The organism is Pseudarthrobacter sp. RHLT1-30-1 (assembly GCF_059383415.1).
Genome location: NZ_JBWZCG010000004.1, coordinates 36604 through 57144, shown reverse-complemented (window position 1 = coordinate 57144; position 20541 = coordinate 36604). Strand labels below are relative to the sequence as shown.

Genomic DNA, 20541 nt, shown 5'->3' with positions numbered 1-20541 from the left:
TCGTTAGCCGGCGTAGTTTTCCAGGAAGACGGCGGAGGCACCGCCGGAAATCTTTGAGATGGAGATGGGCCGGTCGGCGACGCCCTTGTCGTCGAAGGACAACTCGGAGCCGTAGGAGGAATCGAAAGTCTTGATTTCGTGCAGGGCCTTCATGACTGCCGTGCCGTCGGGATCGATACTGCCGCCCTGGCTGGCCTTCTCGTAGGCCGCGGCCCAGACCTTGATGCCGTCGTAGTAGTTACCGATGTAGCCGGTGGTCGGCTCTTTGCCGTAGGCGGCCTTGTAGGAAGCGGCGAACTTGGCGGTCGGGGTGAACGGGATACTGGTGTGGATCAGGCCCTCGGCCGCCGGGTTGGCAAGGACGTCAGGGATGGATACCCAAGAGGTATTGGCCATCTGCACGTTCCAGCCGATTTCACGGGCCTGGGAAATGATGTTGTTGGAATCCTGGCCGAAGGCCCCGATGACCAGGACGTCCGCCCCGGACCCCTTGAGCTTGGTGAGCTGGGACCGGTAGTCGGTTCCCTGGTACTTGCCGCTTTCGACTGCGACAACCTGGCCGCCGTCGGCCTCGTAGGACTGCTTGAAGGCCTCGTACGCCGCCACACCACCGTCGTCGCTGGTGTGGAGGACGGCGGCCTTGGAGAGCTTGGCACCGCTGTGCAGGTACTTGCCCAGAATCGCGCTCTCCTTGTAGATCAATGGAATATCGTTGAAAAGGAAATCGCCGGTCTTGGCCAACAGCGGGCTCTGGGCTCCGCCGTTCATGACCGGAATCTTGCGCTGGTTCGCGATCGGCATCAGCGCCAGGGTCTGGCTGGAGAATGCCGACTCCACAAAGCGAACATCCTCACCGATCAGGCGCTGCAGTGCCGTGACGGCCGTGTCGGCCTGAGCCTGGGTGTCCTCGATCTTCAGTTCGATCTTGGTCTTGCCGTTAAGACCGCCGGCGTCGTTGATTTCCTTTACGGCCAGGTTTGCTCCGTTGGAGTACCAGTCGCCGTAGGCCGCGCTCGGACCGCTCATGGCCCAGAGCCCGCCGATGACGATCTTCTCCGGTGCCGCGCCGGTAGCCCCGTTTCCGGCGCCCCCGCACGCCGTGAGTTCCATCACCAGGGCGACGGCAGCCGCTGCAAAAAGTGTTCGTCTAGCGATCATCTGCTTTCCCTCCATTGGGAAGTCTGCGGGCTACCGGAACGGCGGTCTTCCCGACTTTGCTAACTGAAACGTTGATGCTGCGTGACCTGGGCCACAGGCATGACAATATATTATATAAGTGGAGTCCACAAGGGTGGCGAAGTAGTTGTTCTGCTCTCAGGGGAACTGAAATATATTCCGGTCGCGGCGGCGTTGCCAGCGGCAAGAACCGCTGGGCACTGGAACGGCGGCGGACGCCCGCATGGGTCGTCCACCGCCGCTCTGCCGGCCTATCTGCAGGCGGCCCGAGCTTCGCACAGGATCAGGACAGACCCCGCTGCTGCGCCCAGTCCCGCAGGGTTGCAGCCTTGATCTTGCTTCCGTTGGTACCGGCCGTCGTGGGCATGTCCTCTATGACATGCACCACGGTTGGCACCTTGAAGCGGGCAAGGCTCTCCTGGCACCACGTGCGCAGCTGCGCGCTCGTGGGTACTTCCACCCCCTGCACGAGCGTCACGAAGCCTACGGCGTTGGTTTCGCCGCCGCCGTCGCGGATGCCGACCACCTTGGCGGTGTCCACAGCAGGATGCTCGCCAAGGCGGCGCTCGATCTCCGCCGGCTCCACCAGGAACCCGCGCAGCCGCAGCACGTCACCGGCGCGGCAGATATATTCGAACCCGCCGTCCGGCGTCTGCCGACCGAGGTCACCACTGCGGAACCAGCCATCAGGGGTGAACGCCTCAGCGCCTTCGCCCTCGTCGCCGAGGTACGCGTTGACCACATTCGGGCCGCGGAACTGCAGTTCGCCGTCGCCGGAATCGAGCACAACCGCACCGCCGGGATCCGCAATCCGGACCTCGATCCGATCCGAGACCGGGATCCCACCGCCGCTCCAGCGCCTGGGTACTTCTGTCTCCGGCCGCCAGAAGGCCAGAAGGGCAAAAAGCTCGGAGGAGCCGTACACCCCCGCCGCGACGGTGCCGAAGGTGTCCCCGGCCCACTGCGCGATCTCATAAGTGCGGCCCAGGAAGTCCGCCATATGAATCCGGCGCCACGCGGACAGATCCACCGGTTCTTCGCGCCAGGCGGCTTCGATCCGGGTAAGCATGTCATCTGCCCCGACGAAATGCGTGGCCCCGTGCTCGGCCATCGCCCCGAGCAGCTGTTTTTCATTGAATACCGGATGCAGCAGCGTGGTAGCCCCGGCGAAGATGGCTGCCATCACCGTATTGAAGCCGAAGACGCCGGAGAAGGGCAGTGCGGCTACCATCAAATCGCCCTCGTGCAGGTCCATGGTGGCCGCATCGGCGGTGCCGTGGTGGATCACCCCGGCCTCGCTGTGCGCCGCGAGCTTGGGCATGCCCGTGGAGCCCGACGTCGTGAAGGCCACAGCGAGCGGGTCGCGCACGGCGGCAGCCTCGCCGCCACCTGACCGGCGGAGTGTGGGCTTCTCAATTCCTGCCGGAGCGGGAACGGCGCTCGAGGAGACGGGCCGAAGGACTCCTCCGCCGACGTCGTAGGCGGCCGGATTGGCGGGAGCCCCGCATCCCGGCCCGGCCTGGGGAACGACTGCGGGAACCGGCCGCAGCCCGGCCTCGGCAAGAGCCGCTTTGGCCATCCCCAGCAGATCCAGGCGCTGGAAATCGTGCGCCATCACGACCAGCCGGGGCTGCGCCTTCCGGAACACGTGGGCAACCTCGGCGACGTTGTACCGCGTATTGATGCCGATTACGTGGGCGCCCACGGCGGAGGCCGCGAACTGCCAAGCGACGGCTGAGGACCAATTGGGCAGCCAGGTGGCCACGCAGTCGCCGTCGCCGATTCCGTTGCGGCGCAGCAGGGCGGTGAAACGGTCCGTCTCGGCGAGGAAATCCGCGCGGCTGAGCGGGGCATAAACGCCGCCCACCGGTTCCAGGAAGAGGGGGGCCTGAGGGTTGGCCGCTGTTCGGACGGCCAGGGCGTCGTAGAGCGCGTTCATCGCACGCCCGCCGGGACGTTCATGCCGATACCTTTGGAGGCAAGCCAGCCGTGCACGAAGTCGGGGAAATCCGGCATTTCCTCCATCGGATAGTGGCCGATCCCCTCCAAGTAGGTGTAGTCGGCGCCGTCGATCTCCGCCAATGCGCGGTGTACCGCTGCCGGGTCTACCCATAGGTCGTCGCTGCCGAGGACCAGATGGGCGGGGGCTGTGACGTCCGTCAGCCGGTCGAAGACCTGGTGGGTGCCCCAGCCGATCAGGTCCGAGATGGAAATTTCCGCGTCTTCCCGACAGTGCATCCGGGCGATCATGTCCCGCTCGGCATCCGGGACCTTGGAACCGACGACCGCGCGGGTGCCGTAAAAGGTCCGGTCGCGCCGGCTCGGCGCGGCGGTATCTTCCAGCTCGCGCCGCAGGCCGTTCACATTGATGGCGCCCGGCTCGGCACTGGCTGCCATGGCGATGACGGCACTGATCCGGTCCCCCATCCGGGCTGCGACGTCAAGGGAAATCTTGCCGCCGATGGAACATCCCAAGATGACCGGCCGCTCCAGCCCGAGGGCTTCGATCACGCGGACGCACCAGGCGGCATAGTCGCCCAGGTTGGTGACGGCCCCGCCGGGGCTCGGCTCAGTGCGGCCGTGGCCCGGCAGGTCCGGAACGATCACCCGATAGCCCAGCGCGGCGAGTTCCTTCGCCGCGTAGCGGTACTGGACCCCGCTCTGGCCGGCGGTGTGGATACAAAAGACCGGCTGCCCTTGGCCCCAATCCTCCACAAATGCCAAGGATCCCTCAATGTTCAAATAGTGCGCTGCCAGATTCACGGGGCCACATCCTCTCCGGTTGCGGCTGCCGCGCGGGCCGCGTCGATAATACAGACCAAAGCCTTGGTCATGCGCAGGTATTCGTAACCGCTGCCGCGCGTGCGAAACTGCCCCTTCATGGCGCGGTCCATGAAGTCATTGCGAGCGCCCAGGATTAGCTCCGACCAGACGCTGTCATCGGCCTCCAGGGTGAAGTCCGAGCCGTGAATGGCCCGCCGGACGACTTCCAGGACCGCGCCCTTGTAGAGCCGGAAGTGGACCTCCCCGGTGCCCGCGGCGAGGCCGACAGTGCCGTCATAGGACGCGATGGCGCTGGTGAACTGCTCATTTCCTTCCAGATAGGGGACCAGGAGCCTGCCCCATTCGACGGTGCCAAACTGGTAGCGTCCGCCGGCTTCCTTGCCGGGAGCGGCTGGCGAGGCGAACTCACAGGTCCCCTGCTCCAGCACAGTGCCGTTCTCGGCCCGCAGGACTGCGCTCGCGCTGAACAGCGAACCAGTGCCGGCCCGGCGAACCCGGGTGAGCGTGAGTTCATGGCGGACCTCCTGCCCAGCGGCGACCGGCCGGCGGTTCCTCCAGTCAGCCCTGACCAGGGTCCAGGCGGGGGCGCTGCGTCGCAAGGCCGCGAGCAGCGAGCTGAGGCCGTAGCCGGCCAGCGTTCCGTCGTCACCCGGTGTGCCCGCAGCCGGAAGCCCAGCCAGGGTCGCACCGCCGGCCTGGGAAACCGCTATGACATGTAGATCGCTGGTATATGTACGGCCTAGCAAGAGTTCGCTCACTGCTCTCCTTTGAGTCAGGAAAATCATCCGGGTGCGTTCGCCCCGAGGGACCGGCGGGGAAAACCACCGGAAATCCTGACTCTAAAGTAGTGAATATATTATATTTACGCAATAGTGGGTGGTCGCTATTGAGCTGAGAGCGGGACAGAATATGGTTGCGGCCGGGCCTCCTAGCGTGGGCGGGCTTCCTCGCCGTCCTGCGCCACGCGGCGATCAAAGTAATCAGCCAGCAGCTCCCCAGCATGGATCAGGTGCTGGTGCATCGCGGTCCGGGCCGCTTCGGCATCGCGGCTGCGGATGCTCTCCAGCAGGAGCGCATGGTCATCCACCGTGGCCTGCGGCCAGCCCGTAATGGAGGAGTAGAACTCCCTGGGCACGTAGCGGGACAGCAGCCCCAATGCCCAGATGATCTTGCGCGAGCCGGCTATCACGTTTATTTCCCGGTGGAAGGCGTGGTTTTTCTCCTCCAGCACCCGCTGGTCATGCCGGCGGGCCGCTGCGATGAGTTCATGGTGCAGTGCATCCAGCTCCTCAATGTCCTCGCTCGTAGCCGCCGTTGTCGCCCGGGCAGCAAGCTCGCCCGCTATCAGGCCTTGGATCTGGAACAGGTCGCGGATGTCGGTGCCCGTCAGGGGAGCCACCTGGAAACCATGCCGCGGGATCAGTTCCAGGAACCCCTCCACGCGCAGGGACTGCAGGCCTTCGCGTGCCGGCGTGGTGGAAATACCGAGCACCTCTGCAATGGTTTCGGCAAGCACCGGCGTTCCCGGCTTGAGCTCACCGGCCATGATTAGCGCCCGCACATGCGCGGCAGCCTCCTGGCTGAGCTGAGGGCGGGCGGGTTTCTTCGGTGGCTGCCGGGACATCGAAAGACTTTTCTTTAGCGGAAAGGAGGATGTTGTTAAGATACGCCATCCCCTTCCGAACCTGCCGCTATCCGGGACGACCGCGGGCCGTTTTCCCTTCACTCCGTGCCGCCGACGCCCGACCTCGGCGCCGGAGGCGTCGACTTGAATGCGCGTGAAGGAATGGACGCCAACCTCAGGCCACAGCGCCCACCGCAGCCCGCAACCTGGAGTCGATCAGCATCTCCGCCTCGGCCACTATCCGGCCCACCAGCTCCGCGCAGCCCGGCACATCGTGGATCAACCCCTGGACCATACCGACGGTCCAGACACCATGCTCGGGATCCCCCTCGGCATAGACCTGTCTGCCTCGGGTCCCGGCCACCAGCTCCCTGACATCCTCGAAGGCGCCGCCCTTGGAGAGCACCTCCACCGCTTCGCGGCTGACCGAATTGCTCGCCACGCGCGAGGTGTTGCGCAATTGCCGGAAGATCAGCTCGGTGTCCAACTCGGTTGCCGACACGATCGCGTCCTTGATCCGCTGGTGAATAGGGGATTCCTTGGTACACATAAATCGAGTTCCCATGCTGATCCCCTCGGCTCCAAGGGCAAGTGCTGCTACCAATCCGCGCCCGTCAGCGATGCCGCCGGAAGCCAGCACCGGTATCCGGAGCCGGGCGGTCGCCGCCGGAATCAGAACCAGTCCGGGAACGTCGTCCTCGCCCGGGTGGCCGGCGCATTCGAACCCGTCAATACTGACGATGTCCACGCCCAGCGATTCGGCTTTGAGCGCGTGCCGCACGCTGGTGCATTTGTGGATGGTGGTGATCCCGTGGGCTTTGAAGGTGTCCACGAACGGACCCGGGTTGTTGCCAGCGGTCTCCACCACCGGAACTTTTTCGGCAACAATCACGTCCCGGTATTCGTCGTACGGAGGGGGCGTGATAGACGGCAAAATGGTCAGGTTTACCCCGAACGGGCGGTCCGTCAACGCCCGGCAGCGTCGGATTTCGCGCGCCAAATTTTCCGGCGAACCGGTGGTGAGCGCGCTGATTACGCCGAGCGCTCCAGCGTTCGAAACGGCGGCGGCGAGTTCGGCCGTTGCCACCCACTGCATGCCGCCCTGGACGACAGGATGCTCGATGCCCAGAAGTTCCGTGGCCCGTGTCTTCATGACTCGCTGCTTTCGGCGATCATAAAGCGGATCTGCTCCGCAACGCACGCGGGCCGCGTGGAGCCCTCGAGCTCCATGGTATGCCGGACGAAGGCCCGCACCCCCCGGTCGGAGGGCGTCACCGCCAGCAGCTCAAGTCTGCTCCGGATAAGTGATCCCACTGGCACCGGTGCGGGGAACCTGACCTTGTCCAGCCCATAATTCACCGTCAGCTCCAGGCCATCGACCTGGTAGATCTGCGCCGCCAGGGCGGGAAACAACGACAGCGACATATACCCATGCGCGATCGTCTTGCCGAACGGCCCGCTGGCCGCCCGTTCCGGATCGGTGTGGATCCATTGATGGTCCCCCGTGGCGTCCGCGAAGAGTTGGATCCGGGCCTGGTCCACAGCCAGCCAGTCGCTAACCCCCAGTTCCGTTCCGACCAGGTCTTTCAGTCCATCAATTCCCGATACAACCAACATTGTTTGATCCTTTCGACGGGTATTCCGGTTGTTGTGCACGCCGGTGTGGCATTACACCGGCTCCGGTACTGCTGTTTCAAAAGACATGAGCGTGGGGATGAAGCCAAGCACTGCAACCAGGGCGGCGCCGCCGAATGTCAACCAAAGGCTGCCCAGCGGGTAGGTCACCGCCACCCATGCGTAGCCGGCGGCCATCCCGGTGAAACGAACCATGTTGTGGATGCCCAGCGCCATGCCCCGTTGCCCCACTGCGGAGCGTGTGATCCCCAGCGCCGAGATGCTCTGGGTGAATGCCAGCCCGGCACCGGCCACAACCAGCGCCAGAACGAACGGCCACACGGGTATCCGTGCGGTGACCGACGTCAGGATGCCGAGCGAGGTGGTGGAGGCCAACAGTAGGAGGAGGCCAAGCTGCAGGACACGGCGCGCGGACGAGGCAGCACTGAGCCGTGGCGACAGCGGTGCCATTCCCATCATCGCCGCGGCCAGGCCCAGCAGAACCAGGCCCACCGCCCCGGGCTGCAGGTCCAGGTGGACGGCCAGATAAAGCGGCATCGTCACGATGCAGACACCCAATACGAACATGGACGTTGAAGCCGCCGCGGTGCTTCGGATGAAATGCCGTTCATAGAGCGCCCGCGGGGCCACCAGCGCCAAGGGGTTCCGGACCGCGATCACGGTATACAGCACCAGCCCGGCCACGCCCCCGGCCAGCACTAGGACGGGCAACGGGCCGCCCGTGTGCTGCCCGGCCATCGTGAAAGCGATGACCAGCGACCCTCCGCCGACTATGAGGCAGGTAAGCCCCGCGGCGTGGACCGGGGGCCTTCCATAGTTGCCTGCCGGCATCGATTTGAGCAGGATGACGATGGCCGCGGCACAAAGCGCGGCATGCACCACGAAGACATACCGCCACCCGGCCGCCTCGGTGACGAGCCCTCCGAAAGGCGGGCCGATGGCCTGCCCCAGGCCGCTGGCCGAAGCCCATGCGGCGGTCGAGAACGCCTGTTTTTCCGGCCAGAGCCGGGTCAAGGGCTGCAGCACGCCGGGAGGGATGGCGCTGCAGCCAATCCCCTGCAGCGTCCTCATGGCAACGAGCGCGGGCAGATCCTGGGCGAGCGCCGCGCCCAGTTCCGCGATGACCATGATGGCCAGGGAATACACCAGGACGTTTTTCGCACCGAAGCGGTCGCAGAGCCAACCGGCCAGTGGCACACACATCACCATCGCCACGGTGAACGCGCTCACCGCCAGGACCACCCCGCTGGAATCGGCTCCGAGATCGGTCTGGATGGTATGCAGCGGGGCGTTCATGATGTTGCTTGACAGGGTGCCCAGTGTGGGGACACCGAGCAGGGCGACGTAAAGGATCCGGGACGGCTCCTTGGCGGACGATGCCATGTGGCGCTATACCAAGGCCGGCACGGGTTGGCTCAGGAACTGTTCGAGGTAGGACTTTTCGCCGTCGGTGAGTTCGCGCGCGGACCCACCTGCCTCGGTCAGCGGCACCATTACGGTGAGAGCGTCGAGGACGACGGCGTCGTCCTGCCGTCCCACATAGCCCAGGGTGTAGGACTTGGATCCGATTCGGGCCACGCTGATGTCAACCAACAGTTCGGGGCCGAAATGCACCGGTCGGCGGTAGTTAATAGTCTGCGACGCCACCAATTTTGGTGCCCCGAACTCCGGGTACCCCTCACCAGCGGCAACCTGGGTCAGGAAGCGGATTCTGGCGTCCTCCAGCAGGGTCAGCAGTCTGGCATTGTTTACATGGCCAAAGACATCCTGGTCGGACCACCGGACGTGGACCGGGGTTGTGTAGACCTTCGACATTAAACGCTCCATACAGTAGTGGGATTGGCCAGGGTGTCCGGCGTCAGCGCAGGTAGAGCCTGACCTTGTCGATCTCGTCGCGAAGCAGCCGGATCTCCTCACTGGTTGGCGGTTCGGTGACGGTCAGCTCAGGGGAAATCCGCAGGTCCCAGCCCGTATTTGCCCGGACCTGGTCGACAGTGACGCCTTCATGGATGCTGGTTAACTCCAGCTCTTCAAAAGGTCCGGAGCGGGACAGTACTCCGAGGCTGCTGAAGACCTTGCTGACTCCCATCCCCCGCGGCATGATGCCGTCACCGCTGGCATGTGCCCGGACAGGGCTCGGCGACGTGCAGAAGTCCAGCTCAGCGGGGAATGAGCTCAGGTCGTGCCGGCGCATCACCACGAAGACTTCGCCCGCGTTCGGCATGATCTCTACGGCCCCACCGGATCCGGGCAGCCGCACCGTCGGCTTGTCCCAGTCGCCGATGAAGCTGGTGTTCAGGCTGCCGTGCCGGTCGATCTGCCCGGCGCCCAGGAAGCCGACGTCGACATTGCCGCCCTGCAGGACATAGGCGAAGAGCGCGGGGATGCTGAGCACCGATTCCGCGCCCGAGACCACTACCGAATCCGCGATGCCCTCGGCCATGGCCGCCGGGTGGGCCCCGCACACGCCTGACTCGTAGATGAGCTCAATTCCCGGATTGACGGTGCGTTTGGCAAGGTCCACGGCGAGAGTGGGCAGGCCAACGCCGGCAAAGACACGCGCCTTGCCGGCGAGGGCCCGGGCTGCAACGGCCGCGATGATCTCCGTTGCGGAGGCTGTTTCGATGGCGGAAATTGTCATTGCCGACTCCCATAGTTGACGGGTTCTGAATAGTTCGGTGTTACTTCAAGCCCGTTCCAGTAGTCGGCCCCGAGCTTGGCGAGGTACCCCTCGTGATCAGCCGTTTCGTAGACCCACTCCCGGAGCCATTCCTGCAGCAACGCGGGGTCTTTGCTGATCGGCGTCCAGCGCCGATAGAAGGCACAGTCCCGGTCGTAGTAGCCCTGCGAATAGGAGGGATGCGCGCCCTGCGGGCAGACCACGATGGCATCCACGGCATGCGAGGGAATCAGCGTCCGGCTGGGGTCAGAACGAATAACCTCATCGTCAACGATCTCCTCAACAACAACGATCGCCTTCCTGGCGGCATAGACGGCTTCCTGCTGCACACCGGAAATTCCCCAGATTTGCACGTTACCGCTCCGGTCCGCGCGCTGGGCGTGGATTATCGTGACATCCGGGTTCAGCGGGGGGACCACGTAAACGGTGCCCTCGCCGTAGGGGTTGTCCACCAACTTGATCCGCGGATTGAGTTTGGGCAGATCGCTGCCGGCATAGGACAGCAACGGAAAGAAGGGCAGCCCTGACGCGCCGGCCTGATACCGGCAGACCATCCCGTAGTGGCTGTATTCCTCAACCTCCAGCTTGACCGGGTCATGGTCTTCGACCCGGCGGCGCAGTTCGTGCAGCGACCCCGCCGACCCGCTGGCAAAGAACGACGCGACCAGCTTGGACACGCAACCGGCCGCCAGCAGCTGATCCGAGACGATGTCGGGGGTCATCCTGCACAGCGTGAGGTTTCGGCGCCCCTGCCGAATAATTTCATGGGCTGCCGCGAACGGAATCAGATGCGAGAACCCTTCCAGGGCAACCGTCATCCCGTCTTCAACGTAGGCGGCAATGGCTTCACTCATACTGACGACTTTGTCTTTTGACATGCTTTCCTCCGCTAACCCGTGCATCTTGCCTCAACTTTCCCACCGGCATTAGGTATAGTCCAATACAAAATATTGACCAGACTATTGCCCGTGGGGACATAATTACTTATGGATATACATCAGGTCAGCGCCTTCCTGGCGGTCGCAGAAGAACTGCACTTCGGCCGGGCCGCGCTGCGGCTTCATGTGGGCCAGCCTCCGCTCAGCAGGACGATCCGCCAGCTGGAGAAGGCGCTTGGTGCCCGGCTATTTGACCGCGACACCCGCAACGTGCGGCTTACAGCGGCCGGAGAAGCCCTGGTTCAACCGGCCCGGGACATTCTGGACTCCTGCAGAATGGCGGAGATCGCCGTTGCAGCTGCGGGCAAAGGTCAAACCGGGCGGGTACGGATCGGCTTTGCGGGCGCCTCATCCCACCTCCTGATTGGCCAGTGGGCCAAACTGGTCCGGAAAACGAATCCAGGGATCGAGTTCGTCCTAAACAGCACGGCCTATGCCACCGAAGCGCTCAGCAAAGTGCTGGACGGCACCCTCGACGTCGGAATGGTCCGCTGGACAACCCCGCCACCGGGAATTGCCTCCCGGCTGATTGCCCTCGAGCACCTGCTGGTAGCTCTCCCCTCGGACCACCGCCTGGCGCACCGCGCCTCGCTGCAGATGAAGGAGCTGGAGAGCGAAGGCTGGGTCGCTTTGCCCGGGGAACCCGGCTCCAGCCTGCGGGATGCGCTGCTGCGGACCGCCGAGCAGGCCGGGTACTTTCCTCGGATCGTCCAGAGCGCCCCTGATTCGTTCTCCCTGATGGCCCTGGTCTCCGCCGAGGTAGGGATCTCGCTCACCTTGGCCAGCGTGGCCCAGAGTGTCAACAATCCCGGCGTCGTGTTCCGTCCGCTGTCCAATTCGCCGAAGCCTCTCGAGCTGCGCCTTGCCTGGCGGCAAGACAACGAAAGTCCCGCGCTGAAAGAAGTTCTCAGACTGTCAGAAGAAGCTCTCCCGACGCCCGCAGTTGGACCGGCCGGAAGCCAGGGAGGGCCGGAGAGTCCCCGTTCCCCCGCCCTCCCTGGAACCGGCTAAGAAGTTGCTACGTACGGCTAGGTTCAGCCGCCCGGCCGCCGGGGCGCGAGTCGTCTGATCCGTGCATTTCGGGGGACATTTCCCTGCCGGCCGCAAGGGCCTCCAGCCCCAGCTCGTCGGAGTCAGACTGTTCGGCGGTGGACAGCGCCTTCGCGTCGAATCCGGTTCGCTTCAGCAGCAGCAGGGTGCAGACCAGCGAAACCAGGGCGTAGCAACCGGAGGTGATAGCCACCGGCACAATGCTGCCGGTGGAGTTGAGCATCCACTGTGCCAGCACCGGGGTTCCGCCGCCGACCACCAGGGAGCACAGCTGATAGGACAATGACAGCCCCGTGTAACGGATATTGGCTGGGAAGGCCCGTGCCAGCAAGCCGCCGATTGCCCCGTAGAACATCGCATGCGGGATTGTTGCCACGCTCATGGCGACAACGGCGAGCCAAAAGTTCTCGGTCTGGATGGCGAAAAACATGGCCGGCATCAGGATGAACTCCGGCAAAACCATCAGGCAGATGGCCTTGCGCATGTCCATCCGGGAGACCAGGACGGCGCCGAACGGCTGCACGCAGAACTGCACCACCAACGCGATGGCGATGATCGCCAGGAACGTGCCGCTGTCGTAGCCGAGTTCTTTCGTGGCCCACGACAGGGCGAACGTGTTCTTGAAATATGTCACCTGGACCAGCGGCAGGGCTCCGGCGCCCAGCAGGACCAGAACCCAGTGCTTGCGGAGAACCTCGCCGAGCGGCAGCTTGACCGTTTTCTTGCGCTTGAGAACCAGCTTCATTTCGTCGGACTCTTCGAGCTTGAGCCGGATTACCATTCCGACGATCACCAGGACGGCGGAGATAAGGAACGGGATGCGCCAGCCGTAGAGGATGAAGTCGGGGGTTGGCATGGCGCTCAGGGCGAAGAAGGCGATGGTGGCCAGCAGATTGCCCGTGGGCGAACCCTGCTGGGCGAAGGCAGAGTAGAGGATGCTCTTGCCCTTGGGGGCGTTCTCGCTGGCGATAAGCACCGCTCCGCCCCATTCGCCGCCCACGGCTACCCCCTGGAAGACACGCAGCAGCACCAGCAGGACAGGTGCGCCCATGCCGATCTGTGCGTATGACGGGAGCAGACCGATTCCGACCGTCGCAACGCCCATCATAATCAGCGTGATAACCAGGGTGTTTTTGCGGCCGATCTTGTCGCCGAGGTGGCCGAAGATGATCCCGCCGATCGGTCGGGCCAGGAAGCCGGCCCAGAGGGTAACAAAGGCCAGCATGGTGCTAAGGCCGGCCTCCATATCGGAAGGGAAGAACACCTTGCCGAACACCAGCGCCGCGGCGGTCCCGTAAATGTAGAAGTCGTACCACTCGATAGTGGTACCGATAAAGGAAGCAATACCGGCCCTGAAGGCCTTCTTGTTGACTTCCTTCTCGGTGGGTTCAATCGTCGTCGTGCTCATCTAGGTTGCCCTCTCTGCCAACATAGAAAAACCCCAAAATGGGGCTCCTGTTGCACCGACGATGTCAGATCGACTAGGCCCGGTCCAATACTTTATGAGGCTCACATTATTGTTCAAATCTAAATAAAACGCATTTCACCCCTACATCTAGAGGGTGACGCGCGTCACGAGATTTTGCGACCTGTGGAAAATAAGGAAAGTCGCCCTGTCGCGGCTTTGCTGTGGGCGGAATCGAACGGGCTCAGCCGGAAGCGACGCGGCTCATGTCCTCCGTGGACGGGGCCGCACCAGGGCCCGCGGCGGGCTTGCGCGTACACACGCATGCTCGACAGGGCACGCAAACGCCCGGCGGGGAAATCCCCGCCGGGCGTTTGCGTGACCTGCTTGACTGACTATCAGATGTGCCGTCCCCCGGCGATCTCCAGCACTGTCCCGCTCATGTAGCTCGACATGTCGCTGGCCAGGAACAGGACAACTTGGGCCACCTCGGATGGCTCACCGGCACGGCCCATGGGGATCTCGGCGAGCTTTTGTGCCATCACATCTTCCCGCAGCACATCCGTCATCGGCGTCCGGATCAGGCCTGGCTGCACGGCGTTAACCCGCACTCCCTTGAATCCCAATTCCTTGGCCGCCGCCTTGGTGAGACCAACGATGCCGGCTTTGGCTGCGCTGTAGTTTGTCTGCCCGACCATTCCGACCTTGCCGGAGATCGACGAAACGTTGATGATGGAGCCGCCCGAGGCGTTCTCCCGCATCACCAGCGAGGCCGCGCGTGTGCCGAGCCACGTCCCCTTCAAATGGACGTCAATCACTTGGTCAAACTGATCTTCGGTCATCTTGCGCATCGTCGCATCACGGGTGATGCCGGCATTGTTGACCATGACGTCGACCTGCCCGAATGTCTCGACGGCCGCCCGTAGCAGTGCGTCAACGCTGGCCGCATCCGTGACGTCGCACTCAACCCCGATGGCTTTTCCGCCAATGCCGAGCCGCAGTGCCGCGGCTTCAACAGCAGAGCCATTCAAATCTCCGAGAACGATGTTTGAACCCTCTTTGGCGAAGGCCTCGGCTATCGAAAATCCGATGCCCTGCGCCCCGCCGGTGATAATACTGGTGCGCCCCTCGAGCAAACCCATTCCAACTCCCTTACTTGTTCACGAATCGGTAGTTACGCTGTGGCCGCGCTCTTCAGGAGCTGGCGGGCAATCACCAGTTTCTGAATTTCGCTGGTTCCCTCATAGATGCGGAACAGCCTGGCCGCACGGTAGAACCGCTCAACGGGAACGGAGCGCATGTAACCCATACCGCCGTGTACCTGCACTCCACGGTCCGCCACGCGTCCCAACATCTCCGAGCAGAACAACTTGGCCGACGACGGCCCGAGTTTTTTATCTTCTCCGCTGTCAAAGCGCGCGGCCGCACCGAGCACCAGCTCACGTCCAGCCAACAGCTCTGCATAGGACTCCGCCAGCATGGCCTGGACCAGCTGGAAAGTACCGATCGCGTTGCCGCCCTGCTTGGCTGTGACGGCATAGGCCACCGATTCGTCCAGGATCCGCTGGGCCTGGCCCACGCACATGGCTGCGATGTGCAGCCGGCCCTTGTTCAGCGACGCCATCGCCGCATGGAAGCCGACCTCCTCGGCGCCCCCGACCAACCGGTCCTTGCTGATCCGAACATCGTCGAAGTAGATCTCCGAAGTCCAGGCGCCTTCCTGACCCATTTTCTTGTCATGGGCGCCGATCGTGACGCCGGGGGACGTGGTGTCCATCAGGAAGGCGGAAATACCTTTGGTCCCCTTGGCGTCCGGGTCCGTCCGGGCGAACACGATCAGCAGGGTGGACAGCTGAGCGTTGGTGATGAACCGCTTGGTGCCATTGATGATGTAGTCGTCGCCGTCCTTCACGGCAGCCGTTTTCAGCCCGCTGGGGTCCGAGCCGGCCTCCGATTCGGTCAGGGCGAACGCCGCCACTGTCTCACCCGACGCCAGCTTCGGCAGCCACTGCTCTTTCTGCGCCTCGGTGCCATAGTTCACCAGCACCTGTCCGGCAATGCCGTTGTTGGTGCCGAACAGCGAACGGAATGACGGCGTGGTGTAGCCCAGCTCGAAGGCAAGCCGGGCGTCCTCGGAGGCGTTGAGGCCGAGGCCGCCAAATTCCTCAGGGATGGCCCACCCGAACAGCCCCATCTCGGCGGCCGCCTTCCGGATATCCTCGGGGATGGCGTCGGTGTCTTCGATCTCCTCCTCGCGGGGAATGACTTGCTCCCGGACGAAATCGCGGACGGTATCCAGTACTGCTTCGAAATCCTCGGCGTCCATAATTTTCCTCTTTCTGTAAAAGTTTCAGTGGGGCATACGCGGCGCGCTGGCTAGAGCCGCTGCCGTTCCAGTTCCGCGACGGCCTGGGGAATGACATCAAGAAGGTCTCCGACAATTCCAAAATCGGTGATTTCAAAGACGGGCGAGTCGGCATCCTTGTTAATGGTGATGATCAGCCGGGAGGTCTGCATGCCCGCCTTGTGCTGTATGGCGCCGGATATGCCGCAGGAAATGTAGACCTGCGGGGCAACGGACTTCCCGGTCTGACCTATCTGGGCCGCCGCTTCAATCCAGCCTGCGTCCACCGCCGCACGCGAGGCTCCTACCGCGCCGCCAAGGGCATCGGCCAGAGCCTCGATCTGGGTGAAGTCCCCGTTGGTGCCCCTGCCGCCTGACACCACGACGCGGGAGCCGGCCAGGGCCGGGCGCGTGGAAAGCTGCTTTTCCTCCCGGCGGACAACGCGCGCGGTCACGACGTCGGGCGCTTGGACTGTGACCACCGGGGGAGCGGCAGACGACAGCGCCACTGTCGTCTCCCCGCCGCCGGGACGGACTGTGATCACGGGAATGCCTCTAGTGACGCGACACCGGGTGGTGTGGGAGCCCGCCAGTGCGGATTTTTCCACCGACCAATCGGCGTTTACCGTTCCGGCCTTCGCCAGCTCCAGGGATGAGGCGAAAGTGATCTGGGGCAGTTCCAACCGCTCCGCGAGCTGTGCCGGAACAATTGATGTGCTCCCGTCGGTGGAGGCCATCCCCGCCAGGATGATGTCGCCTCTGCCCAGGTGGCTGATGGTGGCAGACAAAACTTTGGACGTGCCGGTCGCATCCGTTCCGGCCAGGGAATCGTCAGATATCAGGACCGCGTCGCGGGCGCCCATCTGGAGGGCCTTTTTCAGTGCACCGGCAGCGGCGGCCTGGCCCATCGTGGCGACTGTAATTCGGTCCGTTTTTTCATTCCGGTCTTCTACCAGCTGCAGGGCCGCCTCCAGCGCATATTCGTCGAGTTCGGACAGGATGCCGTTGGACCGGTCTACCGTCCGCGAATCCCCCACGAATTCAGGCTCCGTCTGGGAGTCCGGAACGTACTTAACCAGAACCAAGATATTCAATCCCGTACTCACCGGCTGGATACCTCTTCCGCCTCGTTGCTGCAGTCAACCTCACTGGTGACCGTCCACTAACGGTGCCATCCCCGGACTATTGCGGTCCAATACTTTTCGTAGTGGCTATTGTTCCCGAATTGGCAATAGACGGCTCTCCGGCTAGGCGCCCGGTTATCCACATGGCCAGACGGCCGGGTACGGGGAGTCCTGCCAGGCTCGATAAGATGGATCAGATGACCAACTGCTGAAAGTAGTGCGCACATGCCATCCCATCCGGACGAGAGTGCGGCACTGGCAATCCAGACTCCCGCGATCAACGACCGCTCCCTCGCGGCCGGGCTTGCCTACGCCATGGGGAGCCGCGTTTCCGGGATTTCCTTCGACGCCGCCACCGGACTCATGCTCGGCAAGGTGCGGGGCGGCTCCGATGTGCCGTATTCGACGACGGCGAAGCTGGTCCGCAAGGCGGGCGGCTGGAGCTGCACCGTGGGCGTTTGCAGCTGCCCGGTCCGGAAGGACTGCAAGCACGTGGCAGCACTGTTGTTCGCCGCCGAGGACAACCCCGCGATCCGGGTACAGTTGCTGGCCCCCGCCGATTCCAGCCGCCTGTCCCGGCAGACGCCGGTGCTTGAGGTGGCTGACTGGGAACAGGCGCTCAGCCCGCTGATCGCCCGGCCCGGAATCACGCAGTCCACCAACGGCACCCCGCTGGCGCTCCAGTTCGAGATCGAAGAACCCGCCCCGCATTTCTCCTACACCGGCCGCCGGGATCCCCTGCGCAGCGTCCGCCAGCTCAAGGCGCGTCCCGTGATCATGGGCGCCAAGGGCAAGTGGATCCGGGGCGATGTCTCCTGGAACACGCTGAGCTACCTGAGCTACCGGCGCGAATGCAACGAGGCCCACGTCGAGTGGATGCAGGAGTTCCTCGCCTCGCACACCGCCCAGGCCAACCGCCAGCATGCCGGGACCGGCCTGTGGCTGGGCCTGAACACGTATGCCGGCAAGAACTTGTGGAGCCTGCTGGCGCAGGCCCGGAAGGTCGGCGTCGCCCTGGTGCACAGCCGGGGCTCGGAGCCCGTGCGGCTCGTGGAGCAGCCGGCCGACGTCGGGCTCAACCTGACCCGGTTCGGCTCCGCGCCGGTTCCGGCCGGGGACGAAGCCGGCGACATTGCGCCGACTGCCGGTGGCGCGAACGACGGCGGGCTGTCCCTCGCCCCCACCATCACGGTTGAGGGCGAAGTCGTCGATCCGGCGTCCGTCGGGACCATCGGGCGGCCCGCCCACGGGATCTTCCTGACCTCCGGCCCCGACGCCCTGCCCGGTGTCGCAGCCACGGACACCATCATCACGCTCGCCCCGCTGGAACCGGGGCTCAGCGAGGAGCTGCTGACATTCGTCACGGCAGGAACCACGCTGCACATTCCGGCCCGGGACGAGAGCCGCTTCCTGACCGGCTTCTACCCCAAACTCAAGCAGAGCGCCCGGGTGACGGCCTCCGATGAATCCGTGGAACTGCCCCAGCTGGCCGTTCCCACCCTGTCGCTGCTGGCGAACTACGGCGCCGACCACCGCGTCCGGCTGCACTGGGAATGGCATTACAAGTCCGGCACGCTCGTCACGGCCCAGCCGCTGTGGCGCCACCCCGGCGATCACGGCTACCGGGACGACCCCGCCGAGGCCCGGCTGCTCGAAGCCGTGGGGCAGCCCTGGGACGTGGTGGCGGCCCTGGGCGAGTCCGCCACGGGCGGCTGGGGCACGCCGCGGCTGGCGGCATCGGCTGAACTCAGCGGCCTGGACACGCTGGCCTTCACCGCGGAGCTGCTCCCTGTGCTCCGTGAGATCCCCGGCGTCGCAGTGGATACTGCCGGCGAGATTGCCGACTACCGGGAGGCCGAAGAGGCCCCGGTCGTATCCATCTCCACCAAGGCCACCGAGCAGCGGGACTGGTTCGACCTGGGCATCCAGATTTCCCTTGAGGGCCAGCCGGTGTCCTTCGCGGCCGTTTTCTCGGCCCTGGCGGCCGGCCAGACCAAGATGCTGCTCCCCAGCGGCGCCTACTTCTCCCTGGACCTGCCCGAACTGCACCAGCTCCGGGCCCTGATTGAAGAGGCCCGGGAACTGCAGGACAACAAGGACGCGCCGCTGCAGATCAGCCGCTTCCAGGCCGGGCTCTGGGACGAGCTGGCCCAGCTCGGCATCGTGGACCAGCAGGCCGCGGCCTGGCGCGAGGCGGTCGGCGGGCTGCTGGAAGGCGGCGTGAAGGGCCTGCCGTTGCCGGCGACGCTGAACGCAGAGCTTCGCCCGTACCAGCTGGAGGGGTTCAACTGGCTCAGTTTCCTCTACCGCCACGGACTCGGCGGCGTGCTGGCCGATGACATGGGCCTGGGTAAGACCGTGCAGGCACTGGCTCTGATCTGCGCCGCAAAGGTCGCCGCCGGCATGCCTGCTGCGGCGTCCGACGGCGGCGCTGCCGCGGCGGGCGTTGCGACTGCAATTGCCGCTGCTGGCGCGGCCGGGGAAACTGCCGCTGCGGCTGCTCCCGAGGACGCCCCTGCCGGCGCTGCCCCGTTTCTCGTGGTCGCCCCCACGAGTGTCGTCGGAAACTGGGAGGCAGAGACCGCACGGTTCGCCCCCGGGCTGACGGTGCGTGCGATCAGCGAGACCTTCGCCAAGAGCGGTTCGGACCCGGTGACGGCCATGGCGGGCGCAGACATCGTGATCACCTCCTACGCCCTGTTCCGGATCGACTACGAGGCCTACGCCTCCAAGGAATGGTCCGGTCTGGTCCTGGACGAGGCCCAGTTCGTCAAGAACCACCAGTCCAAGGCCTACCAGTGCGCCCGGAAACTCCCGGCGGTGTTCAAGCTGGCCATCACCGGCACCCCGCTGGAGAACAACCTGATGGAGTTCTGGGCCCTCACCTCCATCGTGGCGCCGGGTCTCTTCTCCAGCCCGAAGCGGTTCGCCGAGTACTACCAGAAGCCGGTCGAAAAGAACGGGGACAAGGCCCAGCTGGACAAGCTCCGGCGTCGGGTCCGTCCGCTGATGATGCGGCGCACCAAGGAGCAGGTCATCCACGACCTGCCGCCGAAGCAGGAGCAGATCCTTGAGGTCGTGCTGAACCCGCGGCACCAGAAGGTCTACCAGACGCACCTGCAGCGTGAACGCCAGAAGATCCTGGGCCTGATCGACGACGTCAACAAGAACCGCTTCACAATCTTCCAGTCCCTTACGCTGCTGCGGCAGCTCAGCCTGGATCCGTCGCTGATCGATCCCTCGCTCTCCGGGGTCCGGTCCAGCAAGCTCGACGTGCTGTTCGAGCAGCTGGAGGACCTGGTGGCGGAGGGGCACCGCGCCCTCATTTTCAGCCAGTTCACCGGCTTCCTGGGCAAGGTCCGCGAACGGCTCGTCGAGGAGAACATCGAGTTCTGCTACCTCGACGGCAGCACCCGCAACCGCACCGACGTCGTCAATGAGTTCAAGAACGGCGCCGCCCCGGTGTTCCTGATCAGCCTCAAGGCCGGCGGCTTCGGCCTGAACCTGACCGAGGCGGACTACGTCTTCCTGCTGGACCCTTGGTGGAACCCGGCCTCGGAGGCCCAGGCCGTGGACCGCACGCACCGGATCGGGCAGGCCCGCAACGTCATGGTGTACCGCCTCGTTGCCAAGGACACCATCGAGGAAAAGGTCATGGCACTCAAGGCCCGGAAGTCCCAGTTGTTCGCCGACGTCATGGAGGGCGACGCGCTCTCCGGCGGCGCGCTCACGGCGGAGGACCTGGCCGGGTTGTTCAACGACTGACGGGTTCATCCCAACA

At 64.5% G+C, this 20541-nt stretch carries 17 protein-coding genes; 2 read left to right on the top strand and 15 right to left on the bottom strand.

The window, feature by feature from the left end; genetic code table 11:
- Window positions 1-3: 3 nt before the first annotated feature.
- The 11 genes from AC50YM_RS04855 to AC50YM_RS04805 form a co-directional block, all read right to left on the bottom strand.
- Entirely contained in the window at window positions 4-1158 is a 1155-nt protein-coding gene (locus tag AC50YM_RS04855; protein WP_494955844.1) for an ABC transporter substrate-binding protein, read from the bottom strand.
- A gap of 301 nt (window positions 1159-1459) precedes the next feature.
- On the bottom strand, window positions 1460-3115 hold the full coding sequence (locus tag AC50YM_RS04850) for an AMP-binding protein (RefSeq protein ID WP_494955843.1): 1656 nt from the start codon (window positions 3113-3115) through the stop codon (window positions 1460-1462).
- Window positions 3112-3939 (bottom strand): alpha/beta fold hydrolase, encoded by an 828-nt coding sequence (locus tag AC50YM_RS04845; RefSeq protein ID WP_494955842.1) that lies wholly within the window; start codon window positions 3937-3939, stop codon window positions 3112-3114. Before AC50YM_RS04845 ends, AC50YM_RS04850 begins: the two co-directional genes overlap by 4 nt.
- The gene (locus AC50YM_RS04840; protein ID WP_494955841.1) at window positions 3936-4718 is read right to left on the bottom strand and encodes a hypothetical protein; all 783 of its coding nucleotides are present in this window, start codon (window positions 4716-4718) and stop codon (window positions 3936-3938) included. The genes AC50YM_RS04845 and AC50YM_RS04840 overlap by 4 nt, the downstream gene beginning before the upstream one ends.
- 170 nt (window positions 4719-4888) lie before the next feature.
- Window positions 4889-5584, bottom strand: a complete 696-nt coding sequence (locus AC50YM_RS04835; protein ID WP_494955840.1) for a GntR family transcriptional regulator — start codon at window positions 5582-5584, stop codon at window positions 4889-4891.
- A gap of 175 nt (window positions 5585-5759) precedes the next feature.
- Window positions 5760-6737, bottom strand: coding sequence for an NAD(P)H-dependent flavin oxidoreductase (locus AC50YM_RS04830; protein WP_494955839.1), 978 nt, complete (start codon window positions 6735-6737; stop codon window positions 5760-5762).
- Window positions 6734-7201 (bottom strand): MaoC family dehydratase, encoded by a 468-nt coding sequence (locus AC50YM_RS04825; RefSeq protein WP_494955838.1) that lies wholly within the window; start codon window positions 7199-7201, stop codon window positions 6734-6736. Before AC50YM_RS04825 ends, AC50YM_RS04830 begins: the two co-directional genes overlap by 4 nt.
- Window positions 7202-7252: 51 nt before the next feature.
- Window positions 7253-8602 (bottom strand): MFS transporter, encoded by a 1350-nt coding sequence (locus tag AC50YM_RS04820; RefSeq protein WP_494955837.1) that lies wholly within the window; start codon window positions 8600-8602, stop codon window positions 7253-7255.
- 6 nt (window positions 8603-8608) lie between these two features.
- Complete coding sequence (locus AC50YM_RS04815) at window positions 8609-9034, bottom strand: acyl-CoA thioesterase (protein ID WP_494955836.1); 426 nt, start codon at window positions 9032-9034, stop codon at window positions 8609-8611.
- Between the two features lie 43 nt (window positions 9035-9077).
- A complete protein-coding gene (locus AC50YM_RS04810) occupies window positions 9078-9860 on the bottom strand; it encodes a CoA-transferase subunit beta (RefSeq protein ID WP_494955835.1) in 783 nt (260 codons plus the stop codon).
- Window positions 9857-10753 (bottom strand): CoA transferase subunit A, encoded by an 897-nt coding sequence (locus AC50YM_RS04805; protein ID WP_494955834.1) that lies wholly within the window; start codon window positions 10751-10753, stop codon window positions 9857-9859. The genes AC50YM_RS04810 and AC50YM_RS04805 overlap by 4 nt, the downstream gene beginning before the upstream one ends.
- 132 nt (window positions 10754-10885) lie before the next feature.
- On the opposite strand from AC50YM_RS04805, the gene AC50YM_RS04800 reads away from it, so the two are divergent.
- Window positions 10886-11848, top strand: coding sequence for a LysR substrate-binding domain-containing protein (locus tag AC50YM_RS04800; RefSeq protein ID WP_494955833.1), 963 nt, complete (start codon window positions 10886-10888; stop codon window positions 11846-11848).
- Window positions 11849-11855: 7 nt separating this feature from the next.
- Here AC50YM_RS04800 and AC50YM_RS04795 read toward each other — a convergent pair whose 3' ends face one another.
- The 4 genes from AC50YM_RS04795 to AC50YM_RS04780 form a co-directional block, all read right to left on the bottom strand.
- Window positions 11856-13295 (bottom strand): MFS transporter, encoded by a 1440-nt coding sequence (locus tag AC50YM_RS04795; RefSeq protein WP_494955832.1) that lies wholly within the window; start codon window positions 13293-13295, stop codon window positions 11856-11858.
- A gap of 395 nt (window positions 13296-13690) precedes the next feature.
- Entirely contained in the window at window positions 13691-14434 is a 744-nt protein-coding gene (gene fabG, locus AC50YM_RS04790; RefSeq protein ID WP_494955831.1) for a 3-oxoacyl-ACP reductase FabG, read from the bottom strand.
- Between the two features lie 32 nt (window positions 14435-14466).
- Window positions 14467-15618 (bottom strand): acyl-CoA dehydrogenase family protein, encoded by a 1152-nt coding sequence (locus tag AC50YM_RS04785; protein ID WP_494955830.1) that lies wholly within the window; start codon window positions 15616-15618, stop codon window positions 14467-14469.
- A gap of 50 nt (window positions 15619-15668) precedes the next feature.
- On the bottom strand, window positions 15669-16730 hold the full coding sequence (locus AC50YM_RS04780) for an electron transfer flavoprotein subunit alpha/FixB family protein (RefSeq protein ID WP_494955829.1): 1062 nt from the start codon (window positions 16728-16730) through the stop codon (window positions 15669-15671).
- Window positions 16731-16985: 255 nt separating this feature from the next.
- Here AC50YM_RS04780 and AC50YM_RS04775 point away from each other — a divergent pair, with 255 nt between their 5' ends.
- On the top strand, window positions 16986-20525 hold the full coding sequence (locus AC50YM_RS04775; protein ID WP_494955828.1) for a DEAD/DEAH box helicase: 3540 nt from the start codon (window positions 16986-16988) through the stop codon (window positions 20523-20525).
- Window positions 20526-20541: the final 16 nt, after the last annotated feature.